Here is a 23168-nt window from a genome sequence, read left to right as displayed (position 1 = left end):
TCGCCGGTCCGGAAATCCTGCCGAGTCACTGCCATGCCGAATGCTTCCCCTGCTTCGCCCCTGAACGCGCCGCTCGCCGAGCTCGAGCAACGCGACGCGTTCATCGGCCGCCACGTCGGTCCGAACGCGACCGAAATCGCCACGATGCTTGCCGCCGTGGGCGCCCCCGACCTCGATACGCTGATCGACCAGACCGTGCCGCCGGCGATCCGGCTCGCCGCGCCGCTGCCGCTCGAAGGGCCGAAGCCCGAGCACGAGGCCCTTGCGGACCTGCGCGCGATCGCGGCGAAGAACGTCATCAGGAAATCGCTGATCGGCATGGGCTACTACGGCACCCATACGCCGGCGGTGATCCTGCGCAACGTCATGGAAAACCCAGGCTGGTACACCGCCTACACGCCGTACCAGGCCGAGATCGCGCAGGGCCGGCTCGAAGCGCTGCTGAACTACCAGCAGATGGTCATCGACCTGACCGGGCTGGAACTCGCGAATGCCTCGCTGCTCGACGAAGCGACGGCGGCGGCCGAGGCGATGACGATGGCGCGGCGCGTAGCCAAGTCGAAATCGAACGTCTTCTACGTCGATGAAGCGTGCTTCCCGCAGACGATCGACGTGCTGCGCACGCGGGCCGGGTTGTTCGGCTTCGAGCTGAAGTTCGGCCCGGCGCACGACGCCGCGAACGCGGACGCTTTCGGCGCGCTGTTGCAGTATCCGAACGAGCGCGGCGAGATCATCGACCTCAGCGGCACGGTCGCTGCGCTGAAAGCGAAAGGCGCCGTCGTCGCAATCGCTTCCGACCTGATGGCGCTGGTGCTGCTGAAATCTCCCGGCACGATGGGCGCGGACATCGCGCTCGGCTCGGCGCAGCGCTTCGGCGTGCCGATGGGCTTCGGCGGCCCGCACGCGGCATTCTTCGCGACGCGCGAAGCGAACGTGCGCGCGATGCCCGGGCGCATCATCGGCGTGTCGAAGGACGCGCGCGGCAAGACGGCGCTGCGCATGACGCTGCAGACGCGTGAACAGCACATCCGCCGCGAGAAGGCGAACTCCAACATCTGCACGTCGCAAGTGCTGCTCGCGAATATGTCGGGCTTCTACGCCGTCTATCACGGCCCGCAGGGCTTGCGCACGATCGCCGCGCGCATCCACCGGCTCGCCGCGATTCTTGCGCAAGGGCTGCGTGACGCCGGCTTCAACGTGCCGGCCGGCGCGTTCTTCGACACGCTGCAGGTCGATACCGGCGCCCGCACGGCAGAGCTCCTCGCCGCTTGCGACGCGGCGGGTTTCAACCTGCGGCCGGTGTCGGATACGGTACTGGGGCTGTCGGTCGATGAGACGACGACGGGCGACGACGTTGCGACGCTGCTGCGTCTGTTCGGCGCTTCGGGCGAACTCGCAGCGCTTGACGCGAAAGTCGGCGCGGCCGGCGGCGCGATCCCCGCTGCGCTGCTGCGCGACGACGCGATCCTCACGCACCCGGTATTCAACACGCATCACACCGAGCACGAGATGCTGCGCTATCTGAAGAAGCTGCAGAACCGCGACCTCGCGCTCGACCATTCGATGATTTCGCTCGGCTCGTGCACGATGAAGCTCAACGCGACGAGCGAAATGATCCCGATCACGTGGGCAGAGTTCGCGAACCTGCATCCGTTCGCGCCGCGCGAACAGGTCCGCGGCTATCTCGAGATGATCGACGGCCTCGCCGGCTACCTGAAAGCGGTCACCGGTTTCGCCGCGATCTCGATGCAGCCGAACTCCGGCGCGCAGGGCGAATACGCCGGCCTCGTCGCGATCCGCCGCTACCACGACAGCCGCGGCGACACGCATCGCCGCGTGTGCCTGATCCCGAAGTCGGCGCACGGCACGAACCCGGCGAGTGCGCAGATGTGCGGCATGGACGTGGTCGTCGTCGCGTGCGACGAACGCGGCAATGTGGACCTCGCCGATCTCGAGGCGAAAGTCGCCCAGCATGCCGACCGGCTCGCCGCGCTGATGATCACGTACCCGTCGACGCACGGCGTGTTCGAGGAATCAATCCGCGAGATTTGCGCCAGCGTGCATCGCCACGGCGGCCAGGTGTACATGGACGGCGCGAACCTCAACGCGCAGGTCGGCCTGACTTCACCCGCGACGATCGGCGCCGACGTCAGCCACATGAACCTGCACAAGACCTTCTGCATCCCTCACGGCGGCGGCGGACCGGGCATGGGGCCGATCGGGCTCGCCGCGCACCTCGCCCCGTTCATGGCCGACCACGTCGTCGCGGCGACCGGCGATGAAACGCGCCCGAACAAGGGCCAGGGTGCGGTGAGCGCAGCGCCCTTCGGCTCGGCGAGCATCCTGCCGATCTCGTGGATGTACATCGCGATGATGGGCGACACCGGGCTCAAGCTTGCCACCGAGGTTGCGATCCTCAACGCGAACTACGTCGCGAACCGCCTCGCCGAGCATTACCCGGTGCTCTACACTGGTTCGCAGGGCCGGGTCGCGCACGAGTGCATCCTCGACATCCGTCCGATCAAGGCGAATACCGGCATCAGCGAGGTCGATATCGCCAAGCGGCTGATGGATTACGGCTTCCACGCGCCGACGATGTCGTTCCCGGTCGCCGGCACGATCATGATCGAACCGACCGAATCCGAGGATCTCGGCGAGCTCGATCGTTTCATCGCGGCGATGATCACGATCCGCAACGAGATCCGCGAAGTCGAGAACGGCGCGTGGCCGACGGACGACAACCCACTGAAGAACGCGCCGCACACGCAGGCGGATTTCATCGCTGCCGACGGCGCGCAATGGAGCCGCCCGTACAGCCGCGAGCAGGCGGTTTTCCCGCTGCCGTGGGTCGCCGAAAACAAGTTCTGGCCGAGCGTCAACCGCATCGACGACGTCTATGGCGACCGCAATCTTTTCTGCGCCTGCGTGCCCATAGAGGACTACGCGAGCTAGAATCGCCCCCCGTCGCCGGGAAGCCACGCCAAGCCAGGCGTGGCTTTTTTTCATGCATCGGCCCGACGCTTCACCCTCGACATGCCCTACTTTCGCCCGCCACGCTGGTCCTTCGTTCCCTGGCTCGCCCTGCTGCTCGTTCACGTCGTGGCGCTGGCAGGCCTCGGCATGGTGGTCGCGCGCCAGATGCAGCCCGTCCCGATGCATGACCTGCAGCTGGCGGACGGCGAACGGATGAAGTGCGTGTCCTATGCGCCCTATCGCCTTCCCGGCCAGACGCCGTACGACGAGACGCTGGTGATTTCGCGCGAGCAGATCGTCGCCGATCTGACCGCGCTGTCGCGCATGACCGAGTGCGTGCGCCTCTATTCGGTCACCCAAGGGCTGGAGCAGGTGCCGGATGTCGCGCGCGAACTCGGGCTCGGGGTGCTGCTCGGCGCATGGATCAGCGCCGACCGCAAGCGCAGCGCGATCGAGCTCGACCGTGCGATCCGCATCGCCAACGACAACGCCGACGTCGTGCGCATGCTGATCGTCGGCAACGAGGTGCTGCTGCGCCGCGAGCGCACCGAAGATGAGCTGCGGGAGCTGATCAGATACGCCAACGCCCGTACGGAAATACCGGTGACGTATGCGGACGTGTGGGAATTCTGGCTCAAGCATCGGAGTCTGGCGGGCGCCGTTGACCGGGTCACGGTGCATATCCTGCCGTTCTGGGAGGACGATCCGGTGGCGATCGAGCACGCGGTCGCGCATGTCGCGACAGTTTTCGAAGAGGTCCGCGAACACTTCGACAAACCGGTGACGATCGGCGAAACCGGCTGGCCGAGCGCCGGGCGCCAGCGCGAAGCGTCGCTGCCGTCAGCGATCAATCAAGCCCGCTACATCCGCGAATTCATCCGCCGCGCGCATGACAAAGGCTGGGACTACAACCTCATCGAAGCCATCGACCAGCCGTGGAAGCGCCGCCTCGAAGGCACTGTCGGCGGTTACTGGGGCGTGCTCGATGTCGACCTGGCACCGAAGTTTCCGCTTGCCGGACCGGTAGCTGAACGCGACACTTTCGTCGCACCGGCGCTCGGCGCCGGACTCGGCGTGCTGCTGTGCCTCGCTGTGGCCGCCGGAGGGCGCTCGAAGAGGCGCACGCTGCTGCAGCTCGCGGCCGTCGCCGCGATGGGGGCGGTGGCCGGCGCAGTCGCCATCCTGCACTGGGAACACGCCGAACTCGCGTATCGGAACGGACTCGAATGGACGTTGCTCGGCCTCGTCTTCGCCATTGGCATGCTGGTGCCTGTGACCCTCGCCCGCTGGTCTCCGGACGACGGGATACGTTCGGGCGCGTCGGCATGGAGCGCGTGGTTGCGCGGTCGCCTTGCGTCGCTCGATGCGTCGACGTGCCTCGGACTGCTGCGCGTCGTGCTGCTGTTCGCCGCGGCGGTCGGCGCATTGCTGCTGTTCGTCGATCCGCGCTACCGGGACTTTCCGTCGCTGCTGTTCATCGTGCCGGCGCTGACTCTCGGCGTCGTCGGGTGGTTCGCGAACAGCCGCCACGCGGCCGAGGAGCGGCTCTGCGCAGCCGTGATCGTGGTGTCCGTCCTCGGCCGCTGGCTATCCGAGCCGCTGAACCCGCAGGCCGCGGTCTGGCTCTTCACTGGCCTCCTCCTCGCCGCGCCGACGCTGCGGGCCGCTGCGCGCGAGGACCAGTAGCGACAGCAGCGCGCCGACCGCGGACGGGTCGAAGCTGTACAGCACCAGCCCGGCCAGGCCGCCGAACCACCCTCCCCACGCGAGGGGACGATAGCGCAGCACGAAAGCCGCAACGCCGCACGCAAAGCTCAACCAGCCCAGGCGCTGGTCGAGGAAGGACTGCACCAGCAGCCATTTTGTCGCGCACCACGGCCCGAGCCCTTCGGCGAGCGACTCGCCGCAGTCGAGCGGGAACGCGCCGGCTTCGAGCAATCCGTAGCGCAGACCGAACACGGCCGCAAGAAGCACTACACTCGCGACGACCAGCGAAATACGGCTTCGATCGTATTGACGCAAATTATTTTTCCTCAACTCCGTTTTCCCTTACAAATCAAGCATCCGCTTGCAGGCCTACTTCCTGTTGCAAATTGCACACAGGGAAACTTTGCTAAGCAACTGAAAAAACGAATAAACTTCGCGCCGCATCAGTTGCGGTCGAGCTGGTGAATTGTGTCACAAGCCCGGCCAGGATTGATTTTTGCGCTGCATCGAGCCGCAATTCCGAAGCATGCGAGGAATGAGGGGCCGCGGCGATCGATCAACCCCCTGTGGGGATCCCGATTTTAATGAAATACGCCGCTTCGCTGATTTACCGTCTGATCGTAGCGTTGATTCTTGCCGGCCTGGTCGCCGGAGCCCAATACCTCTTCGCGGAGCGGTGGAACCGCGGCACCGAGTTCATCGGCGCCGGCAACAGCATCCGCGGCTATGCCTACAGTCCTTTCCAGCGTGACCAGAGCCCGCTCAAGGGGACTTATCCGAACGAAGCCGAAATTGCCGCGGACCTCGACCTGCTCGCGCAGACGGGCGAACGCATCCGCACCTATGGCAGCACCGAAGTGCCGGCGATCGTCCGGCTGGCGGGCGAGCGCCGGTTGACGGTCACGGCCGGCGCCTGGCTGTCGCCGGACCCGGAAGCGAACGACCGCGAGATCGACGCGCTGATCGAGTCCGCACGCGAGATGCGGCACATCGAGCGCGTCATCGTCGGCAACGAAGTGCTGCTGCGCGGCGACCTGAGCGTCGCCGAGCTTTCCACCTATCTCGACAAGGTGCGCAAGGCCCTGCGACGGCCGAAAGTCCCGGTGTCCACGGCCGAGCCGTGGCACGTGTGGCTGAAGCACCCGGAGTTGGCCAAGAGCGTCGATTTCATCACCGTCCACCTGCTGCCCTACCACGAAGGGGTGCCGGTCGAGTCCGCTGTCGAATACGTATTGATGCGCTACGACGAGCTGGCGAAAGCGTTTCCGAAGAAGAAGATCGTCATCGGCGAAGTCGGCTGGCCGAGCCGCGGCCCGGTCATGAACAGTTTCGGCGCGGAGGAAACGACCTCCGTGCCGTCGGTGGAAAACGAGGCGCGCTTCATCCGCGAGTTCCTCGCCCATCCGCGCAGCCCGACGCTCGACTACTTCATCATGGAAGCGATCGACCAGCCATGGAAGATCCAGCTGGAAGGCTGGGCCGGCGCCTACTGGGGCATGTTCAACGCCGAGCGCCAGGCGAAGTTCCCGCTCGAAGGCCTCGTCGTGCAGGATATCCGCTGGCACGAGAAGGCGCGCATGGCCGCGCTGATCGCGCTCGTGCCGATGTTCCTGATCTGCTTCCTGCTGCGCGACTGGAGCATCCTCGGGCGGCTGTGGCTCTCGGCGCTGATTCAGGCCTGTGCGGTGACGCTGGTGATCGGTGCGAACGTGCCGGCCGATTACTACCTGACGCAGCGCGACCTGATCGGGCTGGCGATGCTGATCGGCGCGACGGTGCTGACGATCGCGGTGTTGCTGTCGCACGGTTTCGAATTCGGCGAGGTGCTCTTCAAGCGACGCTGGAAGCGGCGCTTCCTCCCGCTCACCCCGCTCGCCGCCGAACGCGAACCCTTCGTGTCGATCCATCTGGCCTGCTGCAACGAGCCGCCGGAGATGGTGATCGCGACGATCGACAGCCTGGCGGCGATGAACTACGGTAATTTCGAGGTGCTGGTACTCGACAACAACACGAAGGACGAGGCGCTGTGGAAGCCGCTCGAAGCGCGCTGCGCCGAGCTCGGCTCGCGTTTCCGCTTCTTCCACCTCGAGAACTGGCCGGGATTCAAGGCCGGGGCGCTGAACTTCGGCCTCAAGCAAACCGATCCGCGCGCCGAGGTCGTCGGCGTCGTCGACGCGGACTACGTCGTCTCGCCCGACTGGCTGTCCTGCCTGATCCCGCACTTCGACGCCGCCGACGTCGCTGTCGTGCAGGCGCCGCAGGCGCACCGCGACTGGGAAACGCAGCCGTTCCGCCGCATGTGCAACTGGGAATTCGAGGGCTTCTTCCGCATCGGCATGCATCACCGCAACGAGCGCAATGCGCTGATCCAGCACGGCACGATGACGCTGGTGCGCCGCCTCGCGCTCGAGGAAGTCGGCGGCTGGTCCGAATGGTGCATCTGCGAGGACACCGAACTGGGCCTGCGCCTGATCGAAAAAGGCTATGACACGCGCTACGTCGACCACATCCTCGGCCGCGGCTTGACGCCATCGGACTTCGCCGCGATCAAGAGCCAGCGCTTCCGCTGGGCTTTCGGCGCGATGCAGATACTCAAGCATCACCTGCCCGCGATGATCGGCCCGAGCCGGCTGAACATCGCGCAACGCTACCATTTCCTCACCGGCTGGTTCGCCTGGCTCGGTGACGCGCTGCAGCTCGTTTTCGTGTTCGCGAGCCTGGCGTGGACGATCGGCATGCTCTACATGCCCCAGGAGTTCGGCCTGCCGGTGTCTGCGCTCGCGCTGCCGATCCTGGTGTTCATGGCGTTCAAGGGCGGCCTCGGTCCGATCCTGTACCGGCGCACCATGGATGCGCCATGGAAGGACATCCTCGGTGCCTCGATCCTGTCGGTCGGCATGGCGCATGCGATTGCCCGCGGCGTGTTTGCGGGCCTCGTCAAGAAACGCGGGGAATTCGTCCGCACTCCCAAGGGGTGGAAGGACAAGGGAACGCTCGCATTCTTCTCGCCGATCCGCGAGGAAATCGGACTGCTGCTCGCGCTGGTTCTCGGCTCGGTGGTGCTGGTCTGGTTGCGCGGCGCACAGGATCTCGAAGCGCAGTTGTGGGTCGGCATCCTCGCGCTGCAGTGCATTCCCTACCTCGCCGCGATCGCCTGTCAGGCCGCTTCGTACATGCCCGAACGCCCTGCGACGACGGTCGAGCCGGCGCCCGAAACCAGGCCGTCGGCGAGCGTCACCCCGATCGAGGAGGCAAGCGTCACGCCGATCGTCGAAGTCGAGGCAATGCGTGCGGGCGGCTGACCTGCCCCAGGATCCCGGTTACCTGTTCTCGCCACAGCGAGGATAAGGGGCGAATAAGGGGCCGAAGCGGTCGATTTCCGGTATCGAAGGGAGCGATGCCGGAAATCACTTCTCCATTTTCTTCATGCGCAGCTCCAGCCCTTCGCAAGGGGCCGGCTGCTGTGCGGCCACCGGCGGCGTCACCCACAGGATCTCGTGCGCCGCCGCAAACTGTTTGCCGAAGCGATCGAGCGGCGCGAGTTCATCCGCAATGCGCAGTTCCGCAGAGCGGGCGCGGAAGCCGATATTGAGCTGACGCAGTGTCGGCGCGCGCTGTGCCACTCGTTCATAAACTCCCATGTTGTTCTCGACATGGCCCAGCCCGAGAATCACGACCACCGGTTCAAGGGGCTGTTCGGCTGCGAGCGCGGTCACGGCCATCGTCATCGTGTCGTTGCGGGCAAGCCAGGTCGCGTACAGGCGCGCCACGAGTTCGGGCGAAGCGAAGCCGCAATGCGCCGCGTTCAGCCGCTCGTGCATCAGCTGTCGATAGGCCGGATCGACCAGCCCGCTGTCGGGAAACTGCGTGCGTTCGACGGCGTTGAGCCCTTCGGTGCCGACGCGGCTGATGCGGCGGCGCAGGCTCTGCGGAAGGTCGATCCCCGCGACACGCAGCCGATGTGCACGCGCGAATTCGAGCAGCGGCCCGTAGTCGCGCCACTCGGTACCGGTCTGCCAGCCGAGCTCACCGCGCAGTCGCCGCACCGCGGCCTTGTCGTGTGCGGGAATCCGGGACATCGACACGAAGCTCATCAACTCGCTGGTTTGCGGAACGGTCACGAACTCGAACGCGATTGCCGGACGGCGGCCGGCGGCGACAAGGTCGGTCACGATTTTGAGCTGCGCGGCATGATGATGCGGGTTGCCGTGCTGCTCGCCGAGATAGATGACGTCGGCAGCCACAATGCGCTTCGCGAGCGTTGCATAGTCGAGCACCACCGCGGCCTCGCCGGCAGCATAAAGCGTTTCAGCCACCCCGCTTGCGACCGCATCGCCGCCCGGAATGCCGGCAACAAGCGCTACTGAAAGAACGGCCGCCCGCCAGGACGGGCGGACAAGGTCCCGAACAAGGCCCCCCACAAAGCCCCGACTCATCATCGTCCCTCCGGAGCAACCGCTCGCCACGATTCGTGGTGCTGCAGTTCGATTCGACCATGGCACGACGCCTTACCTGCCACGGTCAGCGAATGTAACTCAACGCGATCTCGTCGCTGCGTCGGGCGCCTGCGGTCATCTCGAGACACAGTTCGAGAAAGGCTCGCATCCCCGGCGTGCGGAACTTCCGCCGATGCCACAGGAAATGAAAGCGCCGCCGCAGGTCCAGCCACGGCGTCTCGACGGGCACGAGGCTGCCGCGGCGGAACGCTTCGCGCAGGGCCAGCCGCGAAATGCAGCCGACACCGAGGCCCGACTCGACCGCTCGCTTGATCGCTTCGGTGTGCTCGAGTTCGAGCCGCACGTCGAGCCGCCCTTCGACGTGTCGCATCGCCTGGTCGAACGTCTCGCGCGTGCCCGAACCGATCTCGCGCAGGATCCATGGCTGCTCCAGGAGGGTTTTCTCGTCGGCCTGGGTGCAGCCGGTGAGCGGATGCGTCGGCGCGCAGAACACCACCAGCTCGTCTTCGAGCCACGGCACGACTTCGAGTTCGGCGTGCTGACATTTGCCTTCGATCAGCCCCAGGTCGAGTTCGAAGCTCGCCACCTGCTGGATGATCGTCGCCGTGTTGTGAACGCCGAGACGGATGCGACTGTCGCTGTGACGCTGGAGAAATTCGGCGACGATCAGCGTCGCGAGGTAATTGCCGATCGTCAGCGTCGCGCCGATGTCCAACGTCCCGTAGCCGGTTTGCCCCCGCAGCAGCGCCTCGATGTCTTCGGCGCGACCGAGGAACTCCACCGCGCGCAGCAACAGCCGTTCGCCCAGCTCGTTCAGCCGGACGGACTTTCCGACGCGGTCGAACAGCTGCACGTCGAACTGGCGCTCGAGCTCCGCGAGTCCGCTGCTCGCCGCCGACTGCGACATCGAGAGCGTCTCGGCGGCGCGTGAAATGCTGCCGTTGCGCGCGACGGCGACAAAAATCGCGAGCTGCCGCAAGGTATAGCGCATATCGGTAATGTCTCTAACGAATATCTGAATTACCCATCCCGTAGATATTACGCCCATCCTAGAATTGCAACTGACGAACTTACCCCGCTTTCAACTCCTTCAAAAGGCAAGGCCATGAGCAATCTCGCTGTCGAACGTGTCCTGAGCGTCCACCACTGGAACGACTCGCTGTTCAGCTTCCGCACGACGCGTAACCGCGGCCTGCGCTTCGAGAATGGCCAGTTCGTCATGATAGGCCTCGAAGTGGACGGCCGGCCGCTGACGCGCGCCTACAGCATCGCAAGCCCGAACTACGAGGAGCATCTTGAATTCTTCAGCATCAAGGTGCCGAACGGGCCGCTCACGTCGCGGCTGCAGCACCTCAAGGAAGGCGATCCGATCGTCGTCAGCAAGAAGCCGACCGGAACGCTCGTGCTGCACGACCTGAAGCCCGGCAAGCGCCTGTACATGCTCGCGACCGGCACCGGTCTCGCCCCGTTCCTGAGCCTGATGCAGGATCCGCATACGTACGAGCGTTTCGAGCACGTCGTGCTGATTCATGGCGTGCGCACCGTGTCGGAGCTCGCCTACCGCGACTTCATCACGAGAGAACTGGCGGACAACGAGTTCTTCGGCGAGGACGCACGCAACAAGCTGATCTATTACCCGACCGTCACGCGCGAGCCGTTCGTCAACCAGGGGCGCCTGACGGACCTGATCGAAACCGGCAAGCTGTTCGAAGACATCGGCCTGCCGTCGCTCGATCCGGAGCACGACCGCGCGATGATCTGCGGCAGTCCGGCGATGCTCAAGGACAGCTGCGAGATGCTCGACGCGCGCGGCTTCAAGATCTCGCGCCATATCGGAGAGCCGGGCGACTACGTGATCGAGCGCGCCTTCGTCGAGAAGTGAGGTCGGGAGGAGTAAACTTCTCCGCTTTCTCCCTCCGGAACTCCCGATGATGCCTTGCAGACCGGCAGCTGTCGCCCGTGTTTGGCGCGACAGCTGCCTCGAGTTCGTGGTGCGCGACCTCATCCCCCGCCCCACGCCGTGCCCGTCGGCCCCGTGGCCGTGCGGCAAAAAGGAGGACCGACGTTGGGCCGCATAGTCGAAATCCGCATGCCGAAGTATCCCGAATGCTGGGACAGCTGCGGCTCATGCCGAACCGGCGAAGTGTTCGTCCAGAGCGTGCTGGTCCGCAACGGCGAAGAAATCGGCGCGGACGACACGCTGATCGTCCTCGAAACGGGCAAAGTCGCGCTCGACATTCCCAGTCCGTATTCCGGAATCCTTATCGACGTACGTGTCGAGGAAGGCGATCCGATCGACGAAGGCGAAGTCATCGCGACGATCGAAGTCGACTGAACCGGCTCGGCAATTCCTCCCAGCTCTCCTTCGGACCACGGCATGAGCCTGCCGCCCGCCCGGAAGGATAGAATTCCAGGACGCGGCTCCCGCACAACGGAGAGCCCCTTCCTTCCTTCCCCTTCCCACGATCCGACGGAGGTGCATTCGTGTCCAGACTACTCGTTCTCACGGTGATCGGCGACGATCGCCCCGGGCTTGTCGAAGAGCTCTCGTCGGTGATCACCGCCCATCAGGGCAACTGGCTCGAATCGTCGATGGCCCAGCTCGCGGGCAAGTTCGCCGGCCTGCTCAAGATCAGCGTGCCGCCCGAACACGTGCAGGCGCTGGAAACCGCGCTGGCGAAACTCTCGGCGCTGCGCGTGATGGTGGAATGCTCGATGGACAGCGCCGTCGAGACAGCCCACCGCCATCGCCGGCTCTCGTTCAGCCTCGTCGGGCACGACCGCATCGGCATCGTTCGCGAAGTCTCGCAAGTGTTCGCGCGTCACGGCGTCAACGTCGAAAAACTCGTCACCCGCACGTCGAGCGCGCCGATGTCGTCGGAGACGCTGTTCCATGCCGAAGCGGAGCTGAAGGCCGGCGAGCATGTCGATGCCGACGCGCTCAAGGCCGATCTCGAGCGCCTTTCGAACGACCTGATCGCCGATATCAACCTCGACGAACTGGTCGGGTGACGGCGGGCGCGATCAGTACGCGACGCGGTTTCGCCCTTCGCTCTTGGCGCGGTACATCGCCTCGTCGGCACGCCGCATCAACGCACCCTCGTCGGCGCCGTGGTCGGGATACAGCGCGATGCCGATGCTCGACGAGATGCGGGCCTCTTTTCCGTCGAGGACGAAAGGCTGCTCGAGCGCCAGGCGGATCTTCTCGGCGACCACCTCCGCGTCGTGGCCGGACTCGATCTCAGGCAGCAGCACGACGAATTCGTCCCCGCCGCGCCGCCCGAGCATGTCGCTCGAGCGCACTGCATGCTGCATCCGGCTGACCGCTTCACGCAGCAGCTGATCGCCGGCGTGATGACCGAATTCGTCATTGACGCGCTTGAAGTGGTCGAGATCGACGAACAGCAGGCCGAACCGGTGCCCATACCGCTTCGCCTGATCCACCGCGTGCGTCAGCTGCTGGCTGAACATCAGGCGGTTCGGAATGCCGGTCAGCACGTCGTGCGTGGCCAGGTGGGCGATACGGCGCTCGACGTCCTTGCGCTCGGTAATGTCCAGCAGCACGACGATCGCCCCCCTCAATCCGCCCTCGGTGTAGGTGAGCGGAGCGTCGGACACCAGTGCGGTGAGCCACTGCCCGTTGCCGCGCACGAGATCCGTTTCGTAGCGTCTGCCCTGCCCCCTGGCCAGCCGCGCGAGGATCTGTTCGCGGCTTTCCGCCTCGCTACCTCGCCATAACTCGTCCAACCGGCGACCAAGCAATTCCGCTTCGCTGCGGCCGAGGATCTCCGCCAGGCTGGGGTTCACGAAAGTCAGGCGAAATTCCTCGTCGGTCGCTGCAATCCCCTCCTGCGCCACATTCACCAGGGCGCTGTACCGGCGTTCGCTGTGCAGCAGCGACGCCGTCATGCGCGCGAGGGCCCTCGCGCGCTCGCGCGTCAGCGCGAAAAACCATGTCGCCATGACGAACAACAGCCCGACCATGCCGATCGCAGCCATTTCGGCGTGCCGGACATCGAACGGGGACGCATACCCGGGCAGTGCCTCGAGCCTCACCAGCCACGTGCGACCGGCCAGCGTGAGGTGCTTGACGCTCAGGAATTCCGGCTGCTCGTCGGCCACGCGCCCGCGATGGCTGTCATACAGCAGGGCTTGCGAGCTTTCCACCTCGTCGAAGACTCTCAGGCGCACGCCTTCCGAATAGGGCCCGAGCATGCCCTGCATCAGATCCCTCATGCGGAACGGCATATACACCCAGCCGTGCAGCGCCTGCCGCCGCTCGTCTTCGGTCGCGATCGGCATGCCTTTCACGAACACCGGCGTGTAGAGCAGCACTCCCGCCTGGACGTCGGCAGTCGTTTCCTGGACCAGGATGGTCTTGCCCGACATCGCAGCGCTGCCGGTACGCAGGGCGCGGTCCATCGCCTCGCGGCGCACCCTTTCGGAGTACATGTCGTAGCCCAGAGCACGCTGGTTGCGCCACTCGAACGGCTCGAGCAGGATGATGCTGGAATAGCCGCCGCGCGGCCCTTCCGGCCACACCCGATAACTGTCGAACCCCTCGGCATGCAGCGCGTCGATATGGCGATCGAGCTCCGCGGGCTCCAGCCAGAGCGTAAAACCGAGACCCTGGACACCCGGAATGTCGTCTCCCAGCTTCAGCGAGCCGACGTACTCACGCCATGTCCGGCGATCGACCCGGTCCATCACCTGGAACAGGCCGCGCCCCCCCTGCAACACGAGTCGGTAGGCGAGAAACCGCTCGTGGAGGCGCACCGCGATTTCCCCGGCTTCCGACTCGAACTGGCTGGCGATATCGCGCTGATATTCCACGGATTGCTGTTTCCACACGACCCACATCGCGAGCGCCGCCAACGCCGCGGCGAGCAGCGTCATCGTCACAATCCGGCCGGGGCGACGCCCCGACCAGCTTCCGGCACTCCCGATGCTACGGTCGTCGGCCATGCTTGCGCCTCGTGGTGTTCGCGGCCGGTCAGGTCCCGGCAGAAAAGGCCAGGAGTTCGACACGGCCACTTCTGCTTCGTCGCGAGGTCGAGCACCCCGGTTCCGGAAGAGCAACCTGATACGGCCTTGCGGTATCCTTCGCGGTCTTACCATTCCTGTTTGCCCAGACTCCCCCGCTCATGGCCCAATATGTAATGTCAATGCTCCGTGTGAGCAAGATCGTGCCGCCGAAACGGCAGATCATCAAGGATATTTCCCTTTCGTTCTTTCCCGGCGCAAAAATCGGCCTGCTCGGCCTGAACGGTTCCGGCAAGTCCACGGTGCTGCGCATCATGGCCGGCGTCGACAAGGAATTCGACGGCGAGGTGCAGCACCTGCCGGGCATCCGCCTCGGCTACCTGCCGCAGGAACCGCAGCTCGACGCGGCGAAGACAGTGAAGGAGGAGGTCGAATCGGGCCTCGGCGAAATCCTCGAAGCGCGCCACAAGCTCGACGCGATCTACGCCGCGTACGCCGAACCCGACGCCGACTTCGACAAGCTCGCCGAAGAGCAGGCGAAGTACGAGAACATCCTCGCGACCGCCGGCGCCGACATCGAGACGCAGATGGAAATCGCCGCCGATGCGCTGCGCCTGCCGCCGTGGGACGCGGTCATCGGCAAGCTCTCCGGCGGCGAAAAGCGCCGCGTCGCGCTGTGCAAGCTGCTGCTGTCGCGGCCCGACATGCTGCTGCTCGACGAACCGACGAACCACCTCGACGCCGAATCGGTCGAGTGGCTCGAACAGTTCCTCACGCGCTTCCCCGGCACCGTCGTCGCCGTCACCCACGACCGCTACTTCCTCGACAACGCGGCCGAATGGATCCTCGAACTCGACCGCGGCCACGGCATCCCGTGGAAAGGCAACTACTCGAGCTGGCTCGAGCAGAAAGGCGAGCGCCTGGCGCAGGAAAGCAAGCAGGAAGCCGCCCACCAGAAGGCGATGAAGACCGAACTCGAATGGGCGCGCTCGAACCCGAAGGCGCGCCAGGCCAAATCGAAGGCGCGGCTCGCGCGCTACGAGGAAATGACGACCGTCGAATACCAGAAGCGCAACGAGACCCAGGAAATCTTCATTCCGCCCGGCGAGCGCCTGGGCAGCAAGGTCATCGAATTCAACGGCGTATCGAAAGCGTTCGGCGACAAGCTGCTGATGGACAACGTCAGCTTCAGCATCCCGCCCGGAGCGATCGTCGGCATCATCGGTCCGAACGGCGCCGGCAAGTCGACGCTGTTCAAGATGATCGAAGGCCGCGACAAGCCGGACGCAGGCGAAGTCGTCGTCGGGCCGACGGTCAAGATCGCCGCCGTCGACCAGACCCGCGAAGGCCTCGCCAACGACAAGACGGTGTTCGAAGCGGTCTCGGACGGGGCCGACGTGCTCACCGTCGGGCGCTTCGAAATGCCGAGCCGCGCCTACCTCGGCCGCTTCAACTTCAAGGGCGGCGACCAGCAGAAGATCGTCGGCAACCTGTCCGGCGGCGAGCGCGGGCGACTGCACCTGGCCAAGACGCTGATCGCCGGCGGCAACGTGCTGCTGCTCGACGAACCGTCCAACGACCTCGACGTCGAGACCCTGCGCGCCCTCGAAGACGCGCTGCTCGAATTCGCCGGCTGCGCGCTCGTCATTTCCCACGACCGCTGGTTCCTCGACCGCATCTGCACGCACATCCTGTCGGCCGAAGGCGACTCGCAATGGACGTTCTTCGCCGGAAACTACCAGGAATACGAAGACGACAAGAAGAAACGCCTCGGCGAGGAAGGCGCGAAGCCCAAGCGCATCCGCTACAAGCCAATCAGCCGCTGAACGATTTATCACCGGGAGCCATACAAGATGAAAAAAACCTTCAAATGCATGCTTGCTTTTTGCGGCGCGCTCGCCGTCCTCGCGCCGGTCGCGCCCGCGCAGGCCGAAGCACCGATGGTCAAGACACAGGTGCCGGGCTACTACCGCACGATGCTCGGACAGTTCGAGATCACCGCGCTCTATGACGGCGCGATCGAACTCGACTCGCAGCTGCTGAAGAACGTGAAGGAACAGGAACTCGAGCGGCTGCTGTCACGGATGTTCATCGAGGGGCCGAAAATGCAGACTGCGGTGAACGCCTACCTGATCAACACCGGCAGCAACCTGGTGCTCGTCGATGCCGGCGCTGCGAAGCTGTTCGGGTCCGGGCTGGGCCACATCGTCGGCAACATGCGCGCCGCCGGCTACGACCCGGCCCAGGTCGATACCGTGATCGTCACTCACCTGCATGGCGACCACGTGGGCGGCCTCGGGGATTCCGCCGGCCAGATGGTGTTTCCGAACGCGACCATCCATGTGGCGCAGACTGACAACGACTTCTGGCTGTCGCCGCAGATGGCTGCCCAGGCGCCTGCCGAGATTCAGCCGTTCTTCAAGATGGCCGTCGATGCCGCCGCGCCCTACCAGGCTCGCGGACAATGGAAAACCTTCGCCGAAGGCAGCGAAGTGGTCCCCGGCATCCGCGCTGTGAAAGCATATGGCCACACGCCCGGGCACACTGCGTACGCAGTCGAGTCCAATGGCGAGAAGCTGCTGATCTGGGGCGATGTCGTGCATTCGCACGCAGTGCAGTTCGCGCGGCCCGAAGTCGCATTCGAGTTCGACGTCGACCAGGCGCAGGCGGTGGCGACGAGGAAGAGCCTGATGTATTCGCTGGCGGCGACGAAGACGCTGGTCGCGGGCATGCACCTGCCGTTTCCCGGCATCGGCCACGTACGTGCCGACGGCAAAGGCATCTACAGCTGGATTCCGGCCGAGTTCGCGCCGTTGCCGCCGGCCTCGCAGTGATGTCGCCCGATTGGGGAAACGCGAAATGACCTACGAAGAACACCTGGACGAAGTCACGACGCTGATCACCGAGAAATACGACGTCGAAGACGACGAGGCGATCCGCATGACGATGCGCGCGCAAGCCGACGATTTCTTCAGCGGGCACGACGACGATCCGTCGCTGTGCACGCTGGATCGCGCGCACCAGGACGCCGCGGCGGTGTACCGGAAGTATCGTTGAGGCGGAAGCGGCGGCAATGAGCAGCCCGGAGAAGCCCTCTGGCAGCGCGCCCGCGCTGCCCCAGGCGACGGCACGGACGCTCGCGCATTACGAGCGTAACGCGGCGGCGTACTGGTCGGGCACGCGCGATCACGACGTCAGCCAGAACCTGGCTGCGCTGCTGAACGCGATCGAAGGCGAGCCGCCGTATTCGATCCTCGATTTCGGCTGCGGACCGGGGCGCGATCTGCTGCGCCTGCGCCGGCTCGGCCACGAAGCTGTCGGCCTCGATGGCACGAAGGAGTTCGTGGCGATGGCGCGGGCCTATTCAGGATGCGAAGTGCTGCATCAGGATTTCCTCGCGCTGGATCTGCCCGCGGGCCGCTTCGACGGCGTGTTCGCGAACGCCTCGCTGTTCCACGTCCCAAGCGCAGCGCTGCCCGAGGTGCTGCGCAAGCTGCACGCCACGCTCAAGCCGCGTGGCGTGCTGTTCGCGTCGAATCCGCGCGGCAACAACGAGGAAGGCTTCAACGGCGAGCGCTACGGTTGCTTCCACGACCTCGAAGCCTGGCGCGGTTATGTCGGCGCCGCAGGCTTCACCGAGATCGAGCATTACTACCGGCCGCCCGGCCTGCCGCGCGACCAGCAGCCGTGGCTTGCGACCGTGTGGCGCAAGTCCTGAATCACTCCCTGAATCACCCGGCGCCGCGCCGGTGCGGGCCGATCGCTGCCGACCGTCCCTCCGGCCAGAAACGCTCCATCAGCGGCTTGACGCTGGTGCCGTGGAAGATCACCGACAGGGTCACGACGATCAGCGTCATGTGGATCAGCTCCAGCGCGACATCCTTCGGCAGTCCGTGCTGGATCGCGTACATCAGGTAATACAGCGAGCCGATGCCGCGCACGCCGAACCAGCCGGCGAGTCCGCGGATGCGCCACGGCGTGCGCGTGCCGACCAGGCCGATCATCACGCTCACCGGGCGCGCCACGAGGAACAGGAACAGCGCCATCCCGACCGCGCGCCAGCTCCATGAATCGACGAACAGCGTGCCGCCGATGAGCAGGATCAGCAGCAGTTCGGAGAGGCGCTCGAGATGCTCCTTGAAGATCAGCGACCCCTCGCTGAGGGTCGGTACGTCGTGAACCGGCGCGGCATGCGCAGCGCCGTCTGCCGTCTGCAGGCGGTCCGCCTTGTCGGGCGCGGCGCCCGCGAGCTTGCGTTCAGTCTGCCGCAACGCGACGGCGGCGAAGAACACCGCGAGGAAGCCCCACGCGTTCGCCATGACGCTCAAGCCATACACGATGCCGATGAGCCCGAGGCCGAGAAAATCGTCGAGCAACCCGTGGGCTGCGCCAGCGCGGCGCAGTCGAGCGACCACATGCGCCATCGTCACGCCGCAGGCGACCCCGATCGCGAGCCCTGCGACGGTCGCCCACACCACGTCGACGAGCGCCCAGCGCAGCCCGAAGTCGCCGAGCTCGTGCAGGCCGAGCAGACCGAGGCCGAGCATCACGAACGGAAACGCGCTGCCGTCGTTCATCCCCGCCTCGCAGGTCAGCGTGAAGCGCAGCCGGTCCCGGTCGCCCGGGTGGCGCGTCTGCACGTCGGTGGCGAGCACCGGATCGGTCGGAGCGAGGATCGCGCCGAGCAGCACCGCTGCGCCCAGCGGCAGCCCGAGTGCGTAATGTCCGAACGCCGCTACCAGGCCCACGGTCACGGCCATTGACGCGAATGCCAGCAGGATCGGCGCTCGCCAGCGCGCGAGGCTCACCGGCACCGGCATCTTCACGCCCGCCGCATAGAGCGAGATCAGCACCGCCGCTTCGGTCAGCACTTCGAGCAGCGCCGATTCCTTGAGCGGATTGAAGTGGAACAGGTTCAGCACCGTCGGGCCCACGATCAGGCCGACGGCGAGATAGATGATCGCCGCTGTTACCGGCAGGCGCCGGATCATCGACGAGGTGAGGCCCCTGACGAGCAGCAGCCCGCCGACCAGCAGGAACCATTGCGCATTGGTCAGTCCGTTATCCATTGCAGATGCTCTTCCCTTCTCGTTGGGCCAACCGCCCGGCGCTTGCGCCCGGTCGATCGGCATTTATTCTGGAAGGCGAAAGTATCTACGAATAAGCGGGTAGCCGGGCTACCGTTTCCTGCTGTTACGGGGGGAAACGACCTGCAACGCACGCCCGAACGGAAAATCCCCTCCGAAATTCCCGTACAGTGGCCCGTGCAATGCCCCTGAGGACACCGACCGATGAATCGCCTTTCTTCGACGTCCGGCGACAACGCTCCCCGCTCCCACCCGCGTTGCATCGTGCTGGCGCTGCTCGCCGGCGTCGGCGCAGCGCCGGTTTTCGCTGCCGAGGCGGCGCCGGTCCTGAATCCGGTCGTCGTCACCGGCAGCCGGGTCGAGGCCGAGAGCTTCGACCTGCCGTTTTCCGTTGATGTCGTCGACATGGCCCGGGTCCGGGCAGGAAACCTCGGCGTCAACGCTTCCGAAGCACTGACAGGCATTCCCGGACTCGTCGTGCAGAACCGCCAGAACTACGCCCAGGACCTGCAGATCTCGATCCGCGGCTTCGGCGCCCGCTCCGCTTTCGGCGTACGCGGCGTGAAGCTCATCGCCGACGGCATCCCGGCGAGCAATCCCGACGGCCAGGGCCAGGCCGCGACTTTCAACCTCGACGTCGCGGAGCGCATCGAAGTGCTGCGCGGCCCGTTCTCGACGATCTACGGCAACCACGCAGGCGGCGTGATCCAGCTTTTTTCGCGCGACCCGAAAGGCACGCCGAGCGTGCGCGGCGGCGCCCTTGCCGGCTCCTGGGGCACGACCCGGATCGGAGTTGGCAGTGAAGGCGAGAAGGACGGCGTCGGCTACCTGCTCGATGCGTCGCGCTTCGACACCGACGGCTACCGCGACCACAGCGCGGCGACGCGCGAGCAGGCGTTCGCGAAGCTGAACTTCGCGCCCGATGCCGACAGCCGGCTGACGCTGACCGCGAGCGGCCTGCGCCAGCCCGATACCGAGGACCCGCTGGGCCTGACGTGGGCGACCTACCGGCGCGATCCGCGCGCGACCGAATCGGTCGCAAAAACATTCGACACGCGCAAGCGCATCGACCACCTCCAGGGCGGCGCGACCTACGAGCGGCGCTTCGGCGACGACCGCCTGCAGCTTGTCGCCTATGCCGGGCAGCGCAGCGTCACGCAGTACCAGTCGATCCCGGCCGGCCCGCAGGCCAACCCGCGGCACTCCGGCGGCGTCATCGATTTCGATCGCGACTTCCATGGCGTCGGCGCACGCTGGATCGGCCGGCGCGAGCTCGGACCGGGCAAGTTGACTTTCACGGCGGGCATCGACGTCGACCGCTCCGAGGACGACCGCCAGGGCTTCGAGAACTTCATCGGCACGACTCTCGGAGTCAAAGGCCGGCTGCGCCGCGACGAGATGGACACCGTCACGAGCATCGACCCGTACGTGCAGACCGCGTGGGAACAGGGGGCGTGGCAATGGACCGCGGGGCTGCGCCACAGCCGCGTGAAATTCGACGTCGATGACGACTACCTCGCGAACGGCGACGACAGCGGCGCGCTTACCTTCCGCGAGACGACTCCGGCGCTCGGCGTCGTCTACAAGCTGAGCCCGGCGCTCAATTTTTACGGCAGCGCCGCGCGCGGCTTCGAGACTCCGACAATGACCGAACTCGCATATTCGGGTGCGGGCGGCGCCGCAGGCTTCAATTTCGGCCTCGAGCCTGCAACCAGCACGCAGCTCGAACTGGGCGTGAAAGCTTTCGTCGGCGACAACACGCGGCTCAACGCCGCGATCTTCCAGGTGCGCACCGACAACGAACTGGTCGTCGAGAGCAGCTCCGGCGGACGCACCGTGTTCAAGAACGCCGGCACGACGCTGCGCCGGGGCGTCGAACTCGCACTCGACAGCGAGTTCTCGCCAAACTGGCGCGCCCGGCTCAGCGTGACGCGGCTGCAGGCGATCTACGACGAAACCTTCGTGACCGGCAGCGGTACGGCGGCGAAGACGATTGCCGACGGCAGACGCCTGCCCGGCATTCCTGCGCTGTCAGCTTACGCCGAACTCGAATGGATCCCCGTCGGCGGAATCGCCGCGGCACTCGAGGCGCTCTATCGCAGCAAGATGTACGTCGAGGACACCAATACCGAGCGTGCCGCGCCGGCCCACGCCCTGGCGAACCTGCGCTTCACCGCGGAACAGAAATCCGGCCCGTGGACATTCAACGAGATGCTGCGGCTCGACAACCTGTTCGACCGCGAGCACGTCGCCTCGGTGATCGTGGGTGACGGCAACGGCCGGTTCTACGAACCCGGCCCGGAGCGCAGCTGGTATGCCGGCGTGCGGGCGAGCTATCGATTCTGAATGCTCAGGTCATCCGCCCGAGCTTGCGATACACCGTGCTGCGGCTGACGCCATACGCCGTGCCGTAGCCGAGACGTTCCCGCCCATGCCGGGCAAGACCTCATGCGACGCCCGGATTGCTGGTCTAGACTGGTGAAGGCCGCAACATGCCATTCTCGCTGCCCAGCCGCCGCCGCTCCGAGTGATCAATCATGCCGCGAATCGTCTTCGCCCCCGCGATCCAGCGTCACCAGCCCTGTCCGCCGCTGCGCGTTGCCGGCGGCACGGTGAATGGCGCGCTCGCGGCTGCGTTCGCCGAAAAACCGCAGATGCGCGACTACATTCTCGACGACCAGGGAACACTGCGTCGCCATGTCGCGATCTTCGTCGATGGCCAGGTCGTGAAGGACCGCCTGCACCTCACCGATCCTGCCGGTGAAAACGCGGAAATCTACGTCGTGCAGGCGCTCTCGGGCGGTTGAAGCGCCGCAAAAGGAGGCATCGATGACCGACCGACTGTTCGTCGCCACGCGCAAAGGGCTGTTCGTGTTCGACCGCCATCCGCATGCGAGCCCGCACTGGCTGCCCGAAGCGCACGTCCATTTCCTCGGCGATCCGGTCACGATGGTGCTCGCCGACCCGCGCGACGGCACCTGGCATGCGGCGCTCAACCTCGGGCACTTCGGCGTCAAGATGCGCCGCTCGCATGACGCCGGGCGCAGCTGGGATGAAAGCCCGGTGCCCGCCTACCCGCCCAAACCTGTGGCAGCCGCGGACGAGGCCGACGCCGCCTGGTCACTCGCCCAGGTGTGGGCGCTCGAAGCGGCCGGCGCCGACCAACCCGGCGTGCTGTGGGCCGGAACGATCCCCGGCGGGCTGTTCCACTCCGCCGACGGCGGCGATTCCTGGGCGCTGGTCCGATCGTTGTGGGATCGCCCGGAGCGCCGCGAATGGTTCGGCGGCGGCTACGACTACCCCGGCATCCACTCGATCTGCATCGACCCGCGCGACAGCCGGGTGGTGACGATCGCCGTCTCCTGCGGCGGCGTGTGGCAGACGCGCGATGGCGGCGACAGCTGGGAGTGCCGCGCGAGCGGCATGATCGCCGACTACATGCCGGACGAACGCGGCGGCGACCCGAACATCCAGGACGTGCACCGCATGGTGCAATGCCCGTCGAATCCCGACGTGCTGTGGGCGCAGCAGCATTCGGGCATCTATCGTTCGACCGACGCCGCAGCGAGCTGGCAGCCGCTCGCGGCGCAGCCGTCGTCGTTCGGTTTCACCGTCGCGGCCCATCCGCAGGATGCCAACACCGCGTGGTTCGTGCCGGCGGAGAAAGATACGTGCCGCGTGCCGGTCGGGGCGCACCTCGTCGTCACCCGCAGCCGCGACGGCGGCGCGAGCTTCGAGCCGCTCGACCACGGACTGCCGCGGGCGCCGGCGTACGACCTCGTGTATCGCCACGGGCTCGACGTCGACAACAGCGGCAGGCGGCTTGCGATGGGTTCGACGACCGGGGCACTGTGGGTGTCGGAAGACGGCGGTGAAACCTGGACGTGCCTGTCGGCGCACCTTCCGCCGATCTACTGCGTGCGCTTCGAACACTGAACCCCTCGACGGACGCGCGATCGGG

General features: G+C 65.9%; 18 protein-coding genes. 13 read left to right on the top strand and 5 right to left on the bottom strand.

The window, feature by feature from the left end:
* The first annotated feature begins 33 nt into the window (after window positions 1-33).
* Complete coding sequence (gcvP, locus tag EBN1_RS17370; protein WP_011239280.1) at window positions 34-2952, top strand: aminomethyl-transferring glycine dehydrogenase; 2919 nt, start codon at window positions 34-36, stop codon at window positions 2950-2952.
* An 81-nt stretch (window positions 2953-3033) separates the two neighbouring features.
* Complete coding sequence (locus EBN1_RS17365; RefSeq protein WP_011239279.1) at window positions 3034-4659, top strand: glycoside hydrolase family 17 protein; 1626 nt, start codon at window positions 3034-3036, stop codon at window positions 4657-4659.
* Here EBN1_RS17365 and EBN1_RS17360 read toward each other — a convergent pair.
* A complete protein-coding gene (locus EBN1_RS17360) occupies window positions 4561-4995 on the bottom strand; it encodes a hypothetical protein (RefSeq protein ID WP_241762757.1) in 435 nt (144 codons plus the stop codon). The genes EBN1_RS17365 and EBN1_RS17360 overlap by 99 nt on opposite strands.
* A gap of 269 nt (window positions 4996-5264) precedes the next feature.
* Here EBN1_RS17360 and EBN1_RS17355 point away from each other — a divergent pair, with 269 nt between their 5' ends.
* The gene (locus tag EBN1_RS17355) at window positions 5265-7982 is read left to right on the top strand and encodes a glycosyltransferase (protein ID WP_011239278.1); all 2718 of its coding nucleotides are present in this window, start codon (window positions 5265-5267) and stop codon (window positions 7980-7982) included.
* Window positions 7983-8087: 105 nt separating this feature from the next.
* Here the strand turns inward: EBN1_RS17355 and EBN1_RS17350 are convergent, their stop codons facing one another.
* Together EBN1_RS17350 and EBN1_RS17345 are read right to left on the bottom strand one after the other, a co-directional pair.
* Window positions 8088-8996 carry a ChaN family lipoprotein gene (locus EBN1_RS17350; protein WP_041646551.1) on the bottom strand — a complete coding sequence of 303 codons (909 nt, stop codon included), beginning with the start codon at window positions 8994-8996 and terminating at the stop codon, window positions 8088-8090.
* A gap of 205 nt (window positions 8997-9201) precedes the next feature.
* The gene (locus EBN1_RS17345) at window positions 9202-10128 is read right to left on the bottom strand and encodes a LysR substrate-binding domain-containing protein (RefSeq protein WP_011239276.1); all 927 of its coding nucleotides are present in this window, start codon (window positions 10126-10128) and stop codon (window positions 9202-9204) included.
* Between the two features lie 114 nt (window positions 10129-10242).
* Here EBN1_RS17345 and EBN1_RS17340 point away from each other — a divergent pair, with 114 nt between their 5' ends.
* The 3 genes from EBN1_RS17340 to EBN1_RS17330 all read left to right on the top strand — a co-directional run bounded on the left by EBN1_RS17340 (window position 10243) and on the right by EBN1_RS17330 (window position 12149).
* Window positions 10243-11019 (top strand): ferredoxin--NADP reductase, encoded by a 777-nt coding sequence (locus EBN1_RS17340; RefSeq protein ID WP_011239275.1) that lies wholly within the window; start codon window positions 10243-10245, stop codon window positions 11017-11019.
* Window positions 11020-11226: 207 nt separating this feature from the next.
* Window positions 11227-11472 carry a biotin/lipoyl-containing protein gene (locus tag EBN1_RS17335; protein ID WP_041647581.1) on the top strand — a complete coding sequence of 82 codons (246 nt, stop codon included), beginning with the start codon at window positions 11227-11229 and terminating at the stop codon, window positions 11470-11472.
* Window positions 11473-11621: 149 nt separating this feature from the next.
* On the top strand, window positions 11622-12149 hold the full coding sequence (locus EBN1_RS17330; RefSeq protein WP_011239273.1) for a glycine cleavage system transcriptional repressor: 528 nt from the start codon (window positions 11622-11624) through the stop codon (window positions 12147-12149).
* 12 nt (window positions 12150-12161) lie between these two features.
* Here EBN1_RS17330 and EBN1_RS17325 read toward each other — a convergent pair whose 3' ends face one another.
* Window positions 12162-14102, bottom strand: coding sequence for a CHASE domain-containing protein (locus EBN1_RS17325; protein WP_011239272.1), 1941 nt, complete (start codon window positions 14100-14102; stop codon window positions 12162-12164).
* 179 nt (window positions 14103-14281) lie between these two features.
* On the opposite strand from EBN1_RS17325, the gene ettA reads away from it, so the two are divergent.
* The 4 genes from ettA to EBN1_RS17305 are packed head-to-tail and all read left to right on the top strand — an operon-like array spanning window position 14282 to window position 17838.
* Window positions 14282-15946, top strand: a complete 1665-nt coding sequence (ettA, locus tag EBN1_RS17320) for an energy-dependent translational throttle protein EttA (protein ID WP_011239271.1) — start codon at window positions 14282-14284, stop codon at window positions 15944-15946.
* A gap of 27 nt (window positions 15947-15973) precedes the next feature.
* Complete coding sequence (locus tag EBN1_RS17315) at window positions 15974-16954, top strand: MBL fold metallo-hydrolase (RefSeq protein WP_011239270.1); 981 nt, start codon at window positions 15974-15976, stop codon at window positions 16952-16954.
* A 25-nt stretch (window positions 16955-16979) separates the two neighbouring features.
* On the top strand, window positions 16980-17177 hold the full coding sequence (locus EBN1_RS17310) for a hypothetical protein (RefSeq protein ID WP_011239269.1): 198 nt from the start codon (window positions 16980-16982) through the stop codon (window positions 17175-17177).
* A 16-nt stretch (window positions 17178-17193) separates the two neighbouring features.
* Window positions 17194-17838 (top strand): class I SAM-dependent methyltransferase, encoded by a 645-nt coding sequence (locus EBN1_RS17305; protein ID WP_011239268.1) that lies wholly within the window; start codon window positions 17194-17196, stop codon window positions 17836-17838.
* A gap of 13 nt (window positions 17839-17851) precedes the next feature.
* Here the strand turns inward: EBN1_RS17305 and EBN1_RS17300 are convergent, their stop codons facing one another.
* A complete protein-coding gene (locus EBN1_RS17300) occupies window positions 17852-19189 on the bottom strand; it encodes a cation:proton antiporter (protein WP_011239267.1) in 1338 nt (445 codons plus the stop codon).
* A 222-nt stretch (window positions 19190-19411) separates the two neighbouring features.
* Here EBN1_RS17300 and EBN1_RS17295 point away from each other — a divergent pair, with 222 nt between their 5' ends.
* The 3 genes from EBN1_RS17295 (at window position 19412) to EBN1_RS17285 (ending at window position 23143) form a co-directional block, all read left to right on the top strand.
* Window positions 19412-21553 (top strand): TonB-dependent receptor family protein, encoded by a 2142-nt coding sequence (locus tag EBN1_RS17295; RefSeq protein ID WP_011239266.1) that lies wholly within the window; start codon window positions 19412-19414, stop codon window positions 21551-21553.
* A gap of 191 nt (window positions 21554-21744) precedes the next feature.
* Window positions 21745-22014, top strand: a complete 270-nt coding sequence (locus tag EBN1_RS17290; protein WP_041646549.1) for a ubiquitin family protein — start codon at window positions 21745-21747, stop codon at window positions 22012-22014.
* A gap of 22 nt (window positions 22015-22036) precedes the next feature.
* Window positions 22037-23143: a WD40/YVTN/BNR-like repeat-containing protein gene (locus EBN1_RS17285; protein ID WP_011239264.1), complete on the top strand. Its 1107-nt coding sequence runs from the start codon at window positions 22037-22039 to the stop codon at window positions 23141-23143.
* The last annotated feature ends 25 nt before the right edge of the window (window positions 23144-23168 follow it).

The sequence above is a fragment of the Aromatoleum aromaticum EbN1 genome (assembly GCF_000025965.1).
Lineage (GTDB): Bacteria > Pseudomonadota > Gammaproteobacteria > Burkholderiales > Rhodocyclaceae > Aromatoleum > Aromatoleum aromaticum.
This window is presented reverse-complemented; position numbering and strand designations above follow the sequence as displayed.